At 67.2% G+C, this 13,935-nt stretch carries 11 protein-coding genes; 2 read left to right on the top strand and 9 right to left on the bottom strand.

The window, feature by feature from the left end; genetic code table 11:
• Nucleotides 1–53 precede the first annotated feature (53 nt).
• The 3 genes from ACM6LR_RS11090 to ACM6LR_RS11080 form a co-directional block, all read right to left on the bottom strand.
• Nucleotides 54–1,145 carry a S1 family peptidase gene (locus tag ACM6LR_RS11090; protein ID WP_414943689.1) on the bottom strand — a complete coding sequence of 364 codons (1,092 nt, stop codon included), beginning with the start codon at nt 1,143–1,145 and terminating at the stop codon, nt 54–56.
• A gap of 414 nt (nt 1,146–1,559) precedes the next feature.
• A complete protein-coding gene (locus ACM6LR_RS11085) occupies nt 1,560–1,892 on the bottom strand; it encodes a hypothetical protein (RefSeq protein ID WP_414943688.1) in 333 nt (110 codons plus the stop codon).
• A 190-nt stretch (nt 1,893–2,082) separates the two neighbouring features.
• Entirely contained in the window at nt 2,083–3,288 is a 1,206-nt protein-coding gene (locus ACM6LR_RS11080; protein WP_414943687.1) for a PucR family transcriptional regulator, read from the bottom strand.
• Between the two features lie 528 nt (nt 3,289–3,816).
• Between ACM6LR_RS11080 and ACM6LR_RS11075 the strand changes: the two genes are divergently transcribed.
• Complete coding sequence (locus tag ACM6LR_RS11075; protein WP_414943686.1) at nt 3,817–5,076, top strand: lipase family protein; 1,260 nt, start codon at nt 3,817–3,819, stop codon at nt 5,074–5,076.
• A 410-nt stretch (nt 5,077–5,486) separates the two neighbouring features.
• On the opposite strand, the gene ACM6LR_RS11070 is transcribed toward ACM6LR_RS11075, so the two are convergent.
• The 4 genes from ACM6LR_RS11070 to ACM6LR_RS11055 form a co-directional block, all read right to left on the bottom strand.
• Nucleotides 5,487–5,942 carry a hypothetical protein gene (locus ACM6LR_RS11070; protein WP_414938788.1) on the bottom strand — a complete coding sequence of 152 codons (456 nt, stop codon included), beginning with the start codon at nt 5,940–5,942 and terminating at the stop codon, nt 5,487–5,489.
• A 246-nt stretch (nt 5,943–6,188) separates the two neighbouring features.
• Nucleotides 6,189–6,431, bottom strand: a complete 243-nt coding sequence (locus tag ACM6LR_RS11065; protein ID WP_414938789.1) for a hypothetical protein — start codon at nt 6,429–6,431, stop codon at nt 6,189–6,191.
• Nucleotides 6,432–7,208: 777 nt separating this feature from the next.
• Nucleotides 7,209–8,078 carry a hypothetical protein gene (locus tag ACM6LR_RS11060; RefSeq protein ID WP_414938790.1) on the bottom strand — a complete coding sequence of 290 codons (870 nt, stop codon included), beginning with the start codon at nt 8,076–8,078 and terminating at the stop codon, nt 7,209–7,211.
• 10 nt (nt 8,079–8,088) lie between these two features.
• Nucleotides 8,089–8,652, bottom strand: a complete 564-nt coding sequence (locus tag ACM6LR_RS11055; protein WP_414938791.1) for a papain-like cysteine protease family protein — start codon at nt 8,650–8,652, stop codon at nt 8,089–8,091.
• A 2,151-nt stretch (nt 8,653–10,803) separates the two neighbouring features.
• On the opposite strand from ACM6LR_RS11055, the gene ACM6LR_RS11050 reads away from it, so the two are divergent.
• Nucleotides 10,804–11,529, top strand: coding sequence for a dienelactone hydrolase family protein (locus ACM6LR_RS11050; RefSeq protein WP_414938792.1), 726 nt, complete (start codon nt 10,804–10,806; stop codon nt 11,527–11,529).
• A gap of 437 nt (nt 11,530–11,966) precedes the next feature.
• Here ACM6LR_RS11050 and ACM6LR_RS11045 read toward each other — a convergent pair whose 3' ends face one another.
• A complete protein-coding gene (locus tag ACM6LR_RS11045; RefSeq protein WP_414943802.1) occupies nt 11,967–13,016 on the bottom strand; it encodes a Glu/Leu/Phe/Val dehydrogenase dimerization domain-containing protein in 1,050 nt (349 codons plus the stop codon).
• 2 nt (nt 13,017–13,018) lie between these two features.
• Nucleotides 13,019–13,918: a DMT family transporter gene (locus tag ACM6LR_RS11040; protein ID WP_414938793.1), complete on the bottom strand. Its 900-nt coding sequence runs from the start codon at nt 13,916–13,918 to the stop codon at nt 13,019–13,021.
• Nucleotides 13,919–13,935: the final 17 nt, after the last annotated feature.

Raw genomic sequence — 13,935 nt, 5'->3', positions numbered from 1 at the left:
GCAAGGAAAGGGGCCATCATGTACTTCGAGCGCCCATGGCGCCAGCCGCGGGATCAGTCCTTTTCGAGGGTCAGGTCGTAGCGGTTGAGTACCTCCTTGACGGGTTGGAAGAAGGTGGTCCCGCCTTCGTCGCAGTCACCGGAACCACCCGAGGTCATGCCCTGGGCCTGCACCAGCTTCGTACCGGAACCCGACGAGGGGCGGCTGACGAACGAGCCACCGGAGTCACCCGGTTCGGCGCAGGCACTGGTCTGGGTCAGGCCCTTCACGATGTCTCCGTTGCCGTAGTTCACCGTCTGGTCGAGAGCCTCCACGCGCCCGCACTGCCAGTGGGTGGTGATCCCGGACCGGCAGACCCTGCCGCCGACGCCGACGACGTCCGCGCCTTCGATCCGCACGTCCGAACCATCCTCGTACCGGTCGACCCTGGGCGGGGTCGAGACGTCGGACTGGGTCACCTTGACGGTCCCGTAGTCGTTACCGGGGAACGACGACTTCGCGACCTTGCCGATCGTGCCGTCGACGCCCTGCACGGTGCCGCCGAGTTCGGCGCAGTGGCCGGCCGTGATCACGTAATGATCGTCGTCGTCATAGGCGTTGAACCCGACCGAACAGGCGCCGCCGCTGAAGTAGAGACCCTGTCCACCGATCACGTCCCACAACGGCCGCGGAGCGCTCTTCACCGGATCCACCCGGACCGGGACTCCGGTGGACGTCGCCCAGGCCCGGCCTGCGGCGTCGCCGCCCACCACGCTGACGACGACCTCGTTCGCGGGCGCGTCGACGTACCAGCCGGCGACCGAGCCAGGGAGGCCCGCGGTTCTGTTGTCCAATGTGGACTGGATCTTCTTCAGTTCGGTGGCACTGTGCCGGACCACCTTCGGTGTCGCGCCCGCCGCGCGGATCTGGGCCGAGCGGCTCGCGTCGGTGGTGCCGACGACCAGTCCGCCGGTCGTCGTGTCCAGCCAGGAACCGGCGAACGTGGCGCCGAGCGAATCGCCGAGTTTCTGCTGTGCGGCGGCCAGGACGGCCGGACCCGCCGTTTCGTTCAGCACCGGTGCCGCCGAAGCCGGGGTCGCGAAGGCGGTGACGGCTGCCGCGGCGCCGACCAGGACGGTCATGGTGCGCAGAGGATGTCGGATCACGAAACCTCCATGGGATTGCGGAATTCGTTGCGGGATGTGTACTGGAGAAGCAACTCCTCATTCGACGTTACGACAGTGGGAGACCCGCGAATGCCGCCATTTGAGTAGCGCCCGCGATTCCCCTTTCCGGCTCAGTGGAACGGAGGGCTTCCGGCCATCGCTCACTCTTGTGAGTGGAGGCTGCACGATTTACCGTCCCCGAATTGTCGACCGGTGCACGACAACCAGCGATGCTTGTGCGCCCATTCGGGGAAACGTGGATCTCGGCCCGGCGCGGCGCCTCACCTGATGGTGTTCGCGCCGAACCCGTTCGTCGCATTGGTGAATGCCAGGGTGCCGCCCGCGACGGTTCGCACTTTTTGGAAACCGAGCCCACTGCCGGGCTGTGCGGCGAGCGGCGGTGAGCCTCGGCGGTCAGATACGGGAATTGAGGACGTGGTCGACGGCCGCGTGCAGCGTCTCGGTTTCGGTGGTCAGGATCGATTCGTCAGAGGGCCGGGCTCTCGCGATGGTGAGTCCGTTGAGGACGGTCACGAGGAATCTGGCGCGTCGCCGGTTGTCGCCCTCGGCGAGGTTGCCTTCGTTGCTCAGGACGGTCAGCCAGTGCTCGACGCGGCGTTGCGCTTCCCGCTCGATAGCGAGATACGCCGCGCGGTTCTCGTCGGTGGGTTCGGGCTCGATGTATGTCTTGAAGATCTGGCCCCAACCTGCTCGTGCCTGTTCGCCCACGCCGGCGAGAGCGAACATTTGCCGGAGGCAATCGATCAGCCGCTCCCGCGCCGGTGCCGATCGGTCGTGGATCCTGTCGCCGGGGTGACCACGTCATAGCTGCCGGTGAGCACGGCGTCCTGCAGCGCGCGCTGTGTCGGGAAGTGATATCTGAGCGACGCGAACGACGGCAAGGGCACAGCCGACGGGTTGTGCGCGGTGACAGGTGTCAGCGGCTGTCCGGGGAGCTGCGGATGATGTCGTAGGCGGTCATCGCGGCGGCGAGACGTCGGGCGTCGGCAGGCTGGGTAGCGTCGTACCCGGTGAGGATCTGGACGCGTCCGAGTCGGTAGGTGAGTGTGTTGCGGTGGATCGTGAGTGCGGTGGCGGCCTCACCCCGGTTGTACCCGGAGGCGACGAACGAGCGCAGCGCGGCGATCAGGTGCGGGTGGTCCTCCAGCGGGTCCAGCACCGCCGCGAGCGCCGTCCTGGCTGGACTCGGCTGGGCCAGTTGGTATTCGATCGCGAGGTCGGCCAGCCAGTACGGATCGGGTGGACGATGCAGGTTCTCGGCCAGCGCCAGCACGTCGGCGGCCTCGGCGGCGGCGTCCGGGATGCCGGCGTGCGTCATCGAGGTCGAGGCTCCCGCCGTGCAGCGCAGGCACGCCGCGGCGTCGATGCGGGTGAGCAGTCCAGCCACACGGGAGCGCGCGCGGCCGTCGTCCCGCGCGGGCACGAGCAGGACACCGCCGTCGCCCTTGAAGGCGGTAAGGACGTCCGGCGAAGTGTCCAGAGCGGACTGGATCGCGCGGAAGAGGTCTGTGGTGGCGCGCGTGCTCGTGTCGGCGGGATGCGGAGGGAGGTGGAACACCATGACGTCGTAGCGCTCGGCGAGGGCCCGCCCGTACCGCTCGGCCACCCGCCACGCGGGCCGCCCAGCCAACAACCTGCCCGCCAGGTTCTGCCGGTGTTCGCGCTGCTCCCAGTCGAGGTCCTCGCGCTCGCGCAGGTAGGCCGCGGCGACCCGGGGGATCACCTCGGCCAGGAAGTCGATCATGGGCTCGACCAGTCCGTCGAGTTCCGCGGTGCCCTCGTCGGATACCAGCAACCAGGCCTCGCGCGCGGCGAGCGGGTAGAGCTTGAGCACCGCGTCGAGCGGCAGGCCGTCCCGCGCGCGTTCGGCACCCCAGGCGATGGGCAGCGCGAGTTCCTCCTCGGTGGGCAGGCGGTGCTCGGTGACGGTGGTGAGGAAGAGCTCGAACACCGCGGTGGCGTTGGCGACCAGGTCGCCTTGGAGCACGCTGGCCGGGAGCATGCCGTACGCGGGGATCTCGGTGACGCAGCGGGCGACCATGGCCGCGCCGATCTCGGCCATCCTGGGCAGCAGCGCGGCCACCACGGACGGCGCCCCGCGATCGGCGGCCCCGGCGTCCATGCCACATTGTCACCCTGAACAAACTGCTGTGGCAAGTGTTCGACGGATGGCCAGCAGACGCGAACAGGGGTAAAGCGCTCGCGCGCAGAACTGACCCGTGTCGTGGCGTTCGAGGTGGTGTTTCACCGCGATCAGGGGCCAGCCGTGGTCGGCGTGCGTGACTAAATCTGCCTCCGTGCAAGGTCAGTGGTCCCGGATGTCGGACAGTCCGGTGAATTGTGGATGCGACCGCGCCTTCGAGCTCAGGATCGAGAGGGTGTCTCGCGAAGAGCTGCTGCGATGGTGGTGGGGTGGTCGCCGACGTAATCGGACAGATCCCATTTTTAGACAGGCCGCTGCGGATCGTTCGGGTTTGGCGGCGTGCACAAACTCTGAGATCAACTTCTACTCATTTTGCCAGGAGACAGCTCGGTGCCGGATGGTCATGCTGGGTGCAGTGACGAACCGACGAATTCACCGCCTCGCTCCGGACCGGGCGGTTCGACCGGGTCACCGACCATCCAAAGTGGAAGCGGAGAGGACATCCCTGTGACGAGATGGGTGAAGAGCGCGGCAGCCCTGTCCATGCTGCCGCTGTTGTGGGCGGCCGCACCCGTCGCGGCTGACGCGGCGCAGCCGGTGCGGACCGCGATCGAGGCCGGGGTGCCCCTGCCCGATGACGATCCGTTCTACGTGCCGCCCGCGGGTTTCGAGAACAGTCCTAACGGGACGGTGCTGCGCTCGCGCCCGGTGAACACGGTGGCCATCGTGCTGCCCATCACCGCGACGGCGCACCAGGTTCTGTACAAGTCTGTCGACAGTCACGACAAACCGGTGGCAGAGGCCGCGACCGTGCTGATTCCCCTGACGCCGTGGAAGGGTGCCGGTCCGCGGCCTCTGGTGTCCTACCAGCTGGCTGAGGACTCGCTGGCCACGCGATGCCAGCCGTCCTACACGCTGCGCGTTGGCATCGCGGCGCCCACCGCGGCCTCCACCTACGAGATCACCCAGTCCCTCGCCGCGCTGGCCAGGAACTACGCCGTGGTCTATTCCGATTACGAGGGCCCGCACTCCGACTTCGCCGCCGGTCCGCAGGCGGCGCACGGCGTGCTCGACGGCATCCGGGCCGTTCAGCACTACGCCCCGGCGGGGCTGGACCCGGCGGGACCGGTTGCCCTGTGGGGTTACTCCGGCGGCGGCCAGGCCACCACCTGGGCGGCCGAACAGCAGGCGAGCTACGCACCGGAGTTGAACGTCGTGGGTGCCTCGGCCGGTGGTGTCCCGGTCGATCTGAAGGCCTTCATCAAGCACAACGACGGCGGGCTCGGCGCCGGCCTCAACCTCATCGGCTTCATCGGCCTGGCCCGCGCGTTCCCAGAAGCGGGTATCGCGCCGCTGCTCAACGAACGGGGCCGGGCTCTGTTCGCGGCCAGTAATGACAGCTGCACACTGGACGTCGCCCTGGCACACCCATTCAGCCACCTGGGGGATTACACGACCATTCTCAATCCGGCCGACTCGGCTCCCGCGGAACTGCTGTATCGGATCAACGACCTCGGCAAGACCACGCCGCGGTTCCCGTTCTACAGCTACCACGGGCAGAACGACGAGTTCGTGCCACTGGCACCAGCGGACGCGGTGGTGCGCAAGTACTGCGCAGACGGTGGCACGGTCGCAGTGTCGCGCATCCCGTTCTCCGGGCACCTCACCACCGAATTCATCAATGGCGGCCCTGCCCTGGACTTCCTGACCGACCGATTCGCGGGTAAGCCCGCTCGAAGCGACTGTGGCAAACTGCCACCCGGCTGATCGGGTCTCACTTGTGCTGCCGCTCGGGTCACGCGTGATCCGAGCGGCAGCGCCTGTGTCCGGTGTCGACGTGAACCATCGAAAGTGGTCGGTCCTTGCGGACGCGCGCGTCCGCCGGCGGCCACGGAGCGCTCGATTGCATGTTGTTCGCAACTGCATGGTGCCGGCCACCCTCGTCCGCGATCACGACAGCCAGCTTCGCGGGAGCTAACTGGCGCCAGGCAGGTTGCCGCTGACACTGCCGCGACGAACGTGCCAGCCACCGGCATGGCAGCGTGTCCCTGTCCCGAACCGTGCAGATCAGCAGTGGGCGAGACGGCTGCGGGTGCTGAGCCACTCGGCGATGTCAGCGATGACTTCGGGGTCTACGCGATGCGGATTTGTGTAGTCCTCGGGCATGGATGGCCCGGTCACAGGGAAGAACATGTGGTCGTCGGCGGCGTAGGTGCGGAAGTGACATCTGGTCGGTCGGCCACGCCGGCGCGCCATCCGGCCAGATCGCCGTCGATGGTCAGTTGGTAGTCGCGCTCGCCGTGCAGGAAGAGCATGGGCAGATCCAGTGTTATGGCGACCGCCACGGGATCGTAGGCGCGCATGTCCAGCCAATACGGTGCGGGCATCCCGAACGGCAGCTTCACGGCGGGCGTGGCAGACGAAAGACCCGGGCTGTCCACCAGCCTCGCCTGTTCGGTGGCTGCCTCGACAGTGGGTAGCATCGCCGCCGTCGCCGGGGCGATCTTTGTCAGATGTTCGATGACCCGCACCATCGACCACTGCATCGGCATCGTGTCTCCGGCGAGAACGATCAGACCTGCGACCGTGGATCCGGCGGTGGCGGCCACCCGCGGTGCGAACTTGCCGCCCATGCTGTGCCGATCACGAAGACCTGATCATCTTCGTAGGCGGCCAGGGCGGCTTGGAGATGTCGGGTTGCTTCGCGGTGGTTCCCCGCGGTGTGGCGGGTTTTGCCCAGGCCGTGGTGGGCGCGGGCGCGTTCGTGCAGAGCCCGGGTAAAGAACGCGGGACGTCGGCGCGACGCACCAGCTATCCCACGATCGGACTACCCGCCACAGATCCCGCAAACCGATCAGGACCGTGGCATCGTGATCGGTTCAGGCGGCGGATTTGCTCCAGCGCCAGGCGTTACGCAGTGCGGTGATCAGGGCTTCGTCATCGGCGAAGGTGGGCTCACTGTCACCGACCGGCAGCCACATCTTGTGGACGAGGTACCCGCGATGGAGACGGGCGAGCGCGATGCCGGGGTAGGTCACCGTTTCCGGCTGGTCGCCGCGGTCGTCGTCGAGCGTCACCGTCCGGGGCTCCCAGCGCAGCTGGACATCCCGATCAGCCCTCATCCACTCCCACCTTCCTTGTGCGTTCTTGTCTCGCTATGTCGTTCCAGGCGCCATATATGTAACAGGGCGTGTTCGAAAGGCTGCGACGAAAATCGTGGTCCTACCGTCGTCTGGGTACGAAATCCGGCGACGTTGCGCCATTTCGGGTTACGGTCGGTATGCGGGGACGGAGGGCCGTCATGGCAGACGGTGCGCGGCCGGGTGTTCGCCGACGAAGACAAGTGGGCTTCTGTACTCGGTTTTGCCCGTTGGGGCTTAGCGACATGCGAGCGCGAGTCGACCGGTCTCGCGGGACCGGCAGCCCGCTGGGCTCCGGAACTCGCTGAGCCGTCAGTCCGCGGACGGTACCCAGTGCGGGCCGGCCTGCCTCGCGCTGACCCGTTGTCATCGGAATTTCATCGAAGATCCTCGATGTTCGCGCGGTGACCGAACCATAGGGGCAGCAGGAACCATCGCCGAAGAAGACCGACGTCGGCCTGCTCGGCCTCGCGGGCGGCGGTCTCACACGTGCACGCGATCGTGACAATCGACGGGGAACCCGCGTGGCCCCTACGAGGGTAGATAGAGCTTGGGATCGGGGCTGTCCGCTCCGAACGCCCTAGTCACGGCGTGACCGAGTGCTCGTGGCCGGAGGAGCAACGTCACGGTCACGGTCGGCGAGGACGTCTTGCTGTTCGCCGTGTCGCCGGCGATTTCGGCTGGCCAGCGTGGCCGGGGTAGGCGAACCCGATGCACGGCTTCGCCTACCCCCGCCAGCTACCGAGGCGAAGCGGGGAGTCAGTCGGTGGTGTTGCGTCGGCGACGGAGGAGGAAGAAGGCGCCGCCCGCGAGCACGAGCACCGCGCTCGAACCGCCGACGAGCGACGGCACCGTGGATGACTCGCTCTCCGTCTCCCTCGCTGTGCCGTAGCCGCTGGACATGCCTTTGGTGTCGTACTCCGATGCGGCCAGCTTGTCGGCATAACGGGCCTTGACCAGCTTTTGGTACTCCCTCAGCGACATCGACGACCTGCCTGCCAGTCCTTCCCGTGCCTGGTCGTTGAGCGGCTCCACCGTGATGAGCCTCAGCATGTACCAGCCGCGGATCTGCGGCTCGGTGAACACCAAGGTCCCCGCACCGGCCTTGCCGGCGTACGTAGCGTCGCTGTCGCCCTCGCGCACCGCCGCCAGGTGCCAGCCGCCGCCCTGCGTGGGAGCGAGCATGACGGTGACCTGACGGTCGTTGACGGGGGTGCTCAGCGAGGACACCAGCCGGGTCAGCTTGACCGCCTCGGTGGCGATCGGCTGAGACGTGCCCGCGACGAAGCCCGGCGTGATCTCGCTGACCGCCAGCGGGTCCTTGATCGTGAAGGCAGGTATGCCCTCGCACGGATCGGCCTTGTCCGGAATCGTTTGCACCGTGTCGGCCTCGCCCTGGGGCACCGGCACGGTGAGGAAGCGGCATACGGCGTTGCGGATGTCGGTCGACCTCACAGCGTCGAGAGCGGCCTGGTAGTCGGGGATGTCCACCGGGAGCGGGTCCTTGACCGGGGCCGCGTGGACGGACCCGGTGACCGACAGCAGCGCGGATGCGCCCAGTGCCAGGACAGCGATCAGGCGGGAGAGGCGCGAAGCCGCCCGCCGCTCGGACGTTCTTGGTTCGCGCATGATGCCTGCCTTAACGGGAGATGCCGATTCGGGAGTGGGTCCACTTGAACGAGCTGTTGCTGACGTAGTCGCTGTAGTTCCACCACGTGTAGGTGGCGGTGTCCGGCCACGGGTCGGCGACCGCGATGGTGTTTTTCGAGGTGTCGAAGCCGTAGACGACGTTCATGTGGCCTCCGCCGGAGGTCCACCCGATGCGCGCACCGACGGGGCGGGAGGCCTTGACGTCGGTGTAGACCTGGTTGAACGAGGCCGCGCTGCTCAGGCCCGAGCCGGGGTGGGCCATGCCGAGGCTGTGCCAGCCCCTGGCCATGTCGTCGAGCGTGGCAGGCTGGTTGTTGCAGCCGTAGGACGGCTGGGCCCGGGTGCAGAAGTCCGCCTGCGTGCTGCCGAAGCCTTGGTACTTGGCGATCGTCAGGCCGGAGGCGGCCCAGCACCACTGGGTCTTCTCCTGCTTGTACATGCCGATGTTGTCGTACCCCGATTCCGCTTGAGCCGTGCCTGCTGCGGCCATGAGGAACCCTGAGGCCGTCAGCGCGATGGCTGACGCCGTGATCGCGAATCTGGATCTGCCCATTTCCCTGCCCTCCTGTATGCGATGAGTATCGGATGACCTAGGGATATGAAAGCGTGAAAACCCGTTGTCACACAGATGCGACGGACAAATACGCCCACAAGAGTGGACACTATATAATGTGAAACCGTCTCCATAGGGCCAGCGTCGGGAATCGTTGAACACTGACAACACACCGCCGAAGCTGCCGTTGTTTTTCACCCTCTTCTCGCGATGGTCGCAGAACTGCACCCTTTACGGTGTCGACGACAGCCGAAAAGGCCACCATCCGCTTCCGGCAACGGGAATGCGAGGGTGAGGTGAACACTTTGAGGTGAATGCATGAGGTTCCCGCTGGCTTTGCGGGCTAAAGCGCGGCGATCCGCGTGCGGGCCGGGCCCGCAACCGTGTCGTCGGTGCCGCCCAGGCGTCGATCCCCTCGACCGGGTCGCCGGTCAGCCAACCACGCGCCTACCGGTAGCACGCGGCCGAGGTCCTGCTGTCGCGCTGGCGACGGGCCGCGAGGTCGACTGAGTACTCCGCGATGGCTTCGCCGGTGCCGGACTCTGCGGCGGACCACTGACACCGACGGACGCCTACTGACGTATCTCAGGTTCAGGGGCGTCGTTGCCCTGAACGGCGTCGATGCTGGCGTAGCTCGGATACGCCGTGGTAAAGGCTGTCTTCGTCAGTTGTGGTGGAAGTCGACGAGCACCTGAAGCGGTGCTTGTTTTCAGTAGCTTGTCCACTGGTCGAAATCGGGCTCCGGCTTTACTCCGGCGACCGGAGTACGGCTGCGGTGTCGGTCGGTTCGAGCAGGTCACATGCGCTCAGCCGACTCAGTGAGTTGGCCGGTGCCGCGGCTCGGCGGGAATCTCACCGCCGGTGATCACGCCGCTTGCCACGGTGGCATCCAAATGGTATTCCGGCGGTGGTTGGGATCGGCCAGAGGGGTGAGTGGTGCGGTTTCGCCGGTGATGTCTTCGAGCAGGCGCTTGACCATCCGGGCGGCAGGCCGCCGGGCAGGCAGGGGGTCCAGTCACCGGACGCGGCCTGGCGCAACTGCACCATAGGGACCCGTTCGCTCGGACCCCACGGTGAATACCCCGCCAGAGCGGCGAAGAGTCGGCAACCTCGGGCGCGAGGTAGCCGGGTGTCCCGCCCACCTGCCCACCGCCCGTCCGGGTCACTTCCGCCCGGTGCGCGATGCCGAAATCCGTCAGCTTCGCAGTGGCGGACTCCACGACGAGCCAGCGGATGTCGTCGTCGAGCACCACGTCGAACACAGTGACGTCATTCGGATGATGCAGGCCGGCGCCGATTCGGGCTTCCCGCCGGATCTGCCGTCGTCACCCGCATGGGATTGCTTCAGCGCCACCACTCGGCGGAATTCGAGGTCCGTGGCACGCGACAAGATCAGCGTCGTGGCGAGTCGGGTAAAGGTACGTCTCCTCATGAGATTCCTTCCACTTGATGTGGTCATCTGCGGTTCGGTGCAGCGTGGTCGAAGCCTGATTATCAGGATTCGACCACCGGGACTCGTCCCCGGCCGACGTGTTTGGGGATGGGTCCCCGAATTTTCTGAATACACTTCCGGCGCCCAGGTGGCGGCCATTCCTCCCGGCAGTCGGCTGCAGCCGTCACCTCTCCGAAATCAGAATGATGGTGGAATGGTGTTGTCGAAAAACACACTGGCGATCACCCGTGGACTGATGATCACCCTGTTGGCCTTCGGACTCGGTTCGGCAGGTTCGGCACAGGCCGCTCCTGGACGACCGGACACCGCGGCCCAGGCACGAGACCTCGGCCTGGAACCGGCGCAGATCTCCTGGCTCCAGAACGTGGTCGGGCAGGGGTGGGATCCGACCGCAGTCAATGTCCGGAGTCGTGTGCACGGATGTATGAAGTCGTCCGCACGTTGTCAGAGCGGTCGTTTCGTTGTGACTGAGCGGCCGAGTTGGCCAGTTCAGCGTGACAGTCGGCCGGGGGTACGCCCAATGCCAACGCATGCACGTGCCCTGGACGAAGCAAGTGCTGCGCCGCAGCCGATCGCTCCGAGCTGCTCGAGTATGCGGCGCCATGCGTCCATTGTGGACGGGTGCCCTGCCGGGCGCGCTGTTCCGCTGTCGGTGAACACCCGCCCGGGCGGGCTCGATGATCACTAGAGTCAGTCTCATGTCGACGGTAACCACGCGCACGGTCGAATATCCGGCCGACGGCCTGACCATGATCGGGCACCTCGCACTTCCGGCCGGTGTCGGCCGCCGGCCCGCGGTCCTGGTCGGGCCCGAAGGAACGGGACTGAACGACTTCCAGCGCCGCCGGGCCGATGCTTTGGCCGAGTTGGGGTATGTGGCGCTGGCTTTCGATTTCAACGGCGGGCGCTGGTTCACCGACCCCGAGGAAATGCTGGCGTACGTGATGCCCCTGCTCGCCGACCCGGGCCGGATGCGGGAGATCGGCCACGCGGCCCTCGACGTGGTGCGCGCGGAGCCGCGGACCGACCCCGACCGGATCGCCGCCATCGGCTACGGCACCGGGGGCGCGATCGCGCTGGAACTCGGCCGCGACGGAGCCGACCTGCGCGCGATCGGGACGGTCAACGCACTGACCACGGGCCAGCCAGGCGAAGCGGCGTCCATCCGCTGCCCGGTTTGGGTCGGCGTCGGGTCGGAAGACCCGATCATGCCGCCCGCGCAACGGGAGGCGTTCACCGCCGAAATGCAGGCCGCCGGGGTCGACTGGCGCCTCACGGTCTACGGCGGCGCCCTGCACGCCTTCCACCACCCCCCGGTCGACCAGACCGTGCTCCCGGGTGTCGGCTACCACCCACAGCACGCGCAACGGGCCTGGCGCGACGTCGTTGACCTCCTCACCGAATGCCTGCCCGTAACGGAGTGATCCGGCCTGGCGTCGGCGCGGGACTTCGTAGGGGCCCGCCGGGATACGAGCGAGCAGGCCGTGGAGGCGCGTAGGCCCGGGTCACTGAGGGGTGGATGCCGGCGTTCTTGCCGGTCGTGATGGTCAGCTTCTTCACGATGTCGCTCAGCAACTACCTCGGTCGTCTGAGCTAGTGTCGCGTGATCCTGCTTGTTTGACGTTTGGTTTCGTTCCTCGGACGGCGATCTCGCGTGATCAGACGGCGATCTCGCGAGATCAGACGGCGGTTACGCGTGATTGAACGGCGATCTCCAGAGATCGCCGTCTGATCACGGGTAAGACCTGCAGGATCACGCGACACTAGGTGATAGCCCTCTTTACCACTCACGACCCCCTCCTGAAGTCGCAAATGGCTTGAATCGGACGGCCGCATCCCGACAAGTGTCCTTTGTGGATAGTCAAGGAACGGCTGGTTTCCCTGACGAACTCGCCGTAGGCCCCTGAATCCCGGTCGACGCCTCAAGCCGCGCCTGCGCCAGGTCGTGTGCCGCCTTGGTGGTCGTGACCCCGCGACTTTCCGCACGCGCCAGCAGATCGGCGATCACGCCCTCGACCGCCAGCACCCGCTTGTGCGCGGACTCGTCGGTGTGGCCCAGAATCTGTTCCTGCAGGAAGATCACGCCGCCCGAGTTCACGCAGAAGTCCGGCGCGTACACGATCCTTCGCTCTCGAAGGTCTTCAGCCAGCTCCGGCGAAGCCAGCAAGTTGTTGGCCCCGCCGGCGATGATCCGGCATCGCAGGCCGCCCACCGTCTCTGGTGTGATCACCTCGCCGAGCGCGCACGGCGCGAGCACGTCCAGTTCGCTTGTCAGCAGCGTGTCTGCGTCGGCCACCGTCGCGCCGGTTTCCGTGGCGAGCGAGGTGGCCCGATCCTCGATCACGTCGCTCACCACGACGTCCGCGCCGTCCTCGACGAGCAGCCGGACCAGCGCGCTTCCCACGTGGCCTGCGCCTTGGACGCCGATCCGCAGTCCTTTCAGGTCCGGATGTCCCGAAAAACGGGCGCAAGCCTTGATTCCGGCGGCCACGCCCAGTGCGGTCCAGGGAGAAGGATCGTCCTGCGCGCACACCGGCGACGTCACTTCGCCGATCTTCCGCAGGTCGGCTTGGTCCGTGCCGACGTCGTTCACCGGGATGAACCGGCCGCCGAAGGTGGCGATCGCCCGGCCGTGGGCCAGCAGGCGTTCCGGTGTCTTTTCGGACGCGGGAATGATGCTCCAGCCGCCGCCCAGGTCGAGCCCCGCCGCGGCCGCCTTCACCGTCATCGCGCGGGCGAGCGACAGGCATTCCGCGACGGCGTCGTCCTCGCTCGGGTACGGGCGCATCCGCACCCCGCCGAGTGCGGGGCCGAGCCGGGTGTCGTGCACCGCGATGATCGAGCGCGCCGTGCCTGCCGGGTCCCGGTCGACGACGACTCGCTCGAAGCCGTTCACGGAGAGTTCTTCCACGGTCAAGGTTCCTCCACGGGGTCTCGGGATCTGCGCCGGGACACCGCCACCCCGATCAGGCACAGCGCACCTCCGGCGAACGACAACGCGGCGGGGATCTCGTCGAGCGCCACCCAGCTCAGCAGGACCACCAGCACCGGCACGAGATACGTCGTGGCGCCCAGTTTCCCGGCCGTCGTCCTGGACAACGCGTACGCCCAGGTCGAGAACGCCAGCGCGGTCGGGAACAGGCCCAGGTACACGATTTCCAGCAGCGCGCTTGGCGGCGCCACGGCCACTTCGCGCACCAGCGACCCGGCGAACGGCAGGCACACCACCGCGCCGATGATGTTGCCGAATGTCGTCACCTGCAAGGCCGTCGCGTGCCGCAGCGCCGGTTTCTGGGCGATCACCCCGATCGCGCTGCCCGCCGCGGCGAGGACGCACAGCAGGACGCCGACCAGGTTCGCGCTTCCTCCGTTCGACGAGGCGAAGCCGACCAGGACGGCGCCTGCGAAACCCAGCGCCAGGCCGGCCATCAGCTGGGGCGGGAACCCTTCCTTGAGCAGCCAGCCGCCCAGCCCGGCCATCAGGATCGGACCCAGGTTGATCACCAGCGAGGCGGTGCCCGCGTCGATCCGTTGCTCACCGGCGTTCAGGGCGACCATGTAGACGCCGAACCACGCCACGCCGGAGACGAGGATGCCCGGCCAAGCAGCTTTCGGCGGGATACCTTGCTTGCGTACCAAAAGGAATACGCACAGTGCGAGCGCGCCGGTCAGGAGCCTGCCGAGGGCGAGCGCGCCGGCGGAGATGTGTTCGCCCGCGTCGCGGATCACCACGAAGGCCGACGCCCACAGCACGATGGTGACGCCCGCGGCGGCGAGCGCGCGGTAGTCCGTTTCCTGGTGTGTGGTGGCCACGGCCGGTTTCGGTCCCC

It is taken from the genome of Amycolatopsis sp. cmx-11-32 (genome assembly GCF_047608695.1).
Lineage (GTDB): Bacteria > Actinomycetota > Actinomycetes > Mycobacteriales > Pseudonocardiaceae > Amycolatopsis.
Note: the sequence above shows the minus strand (reverse complement) of the source record. Positions and strands in the feature narration are given on the sequence as shown.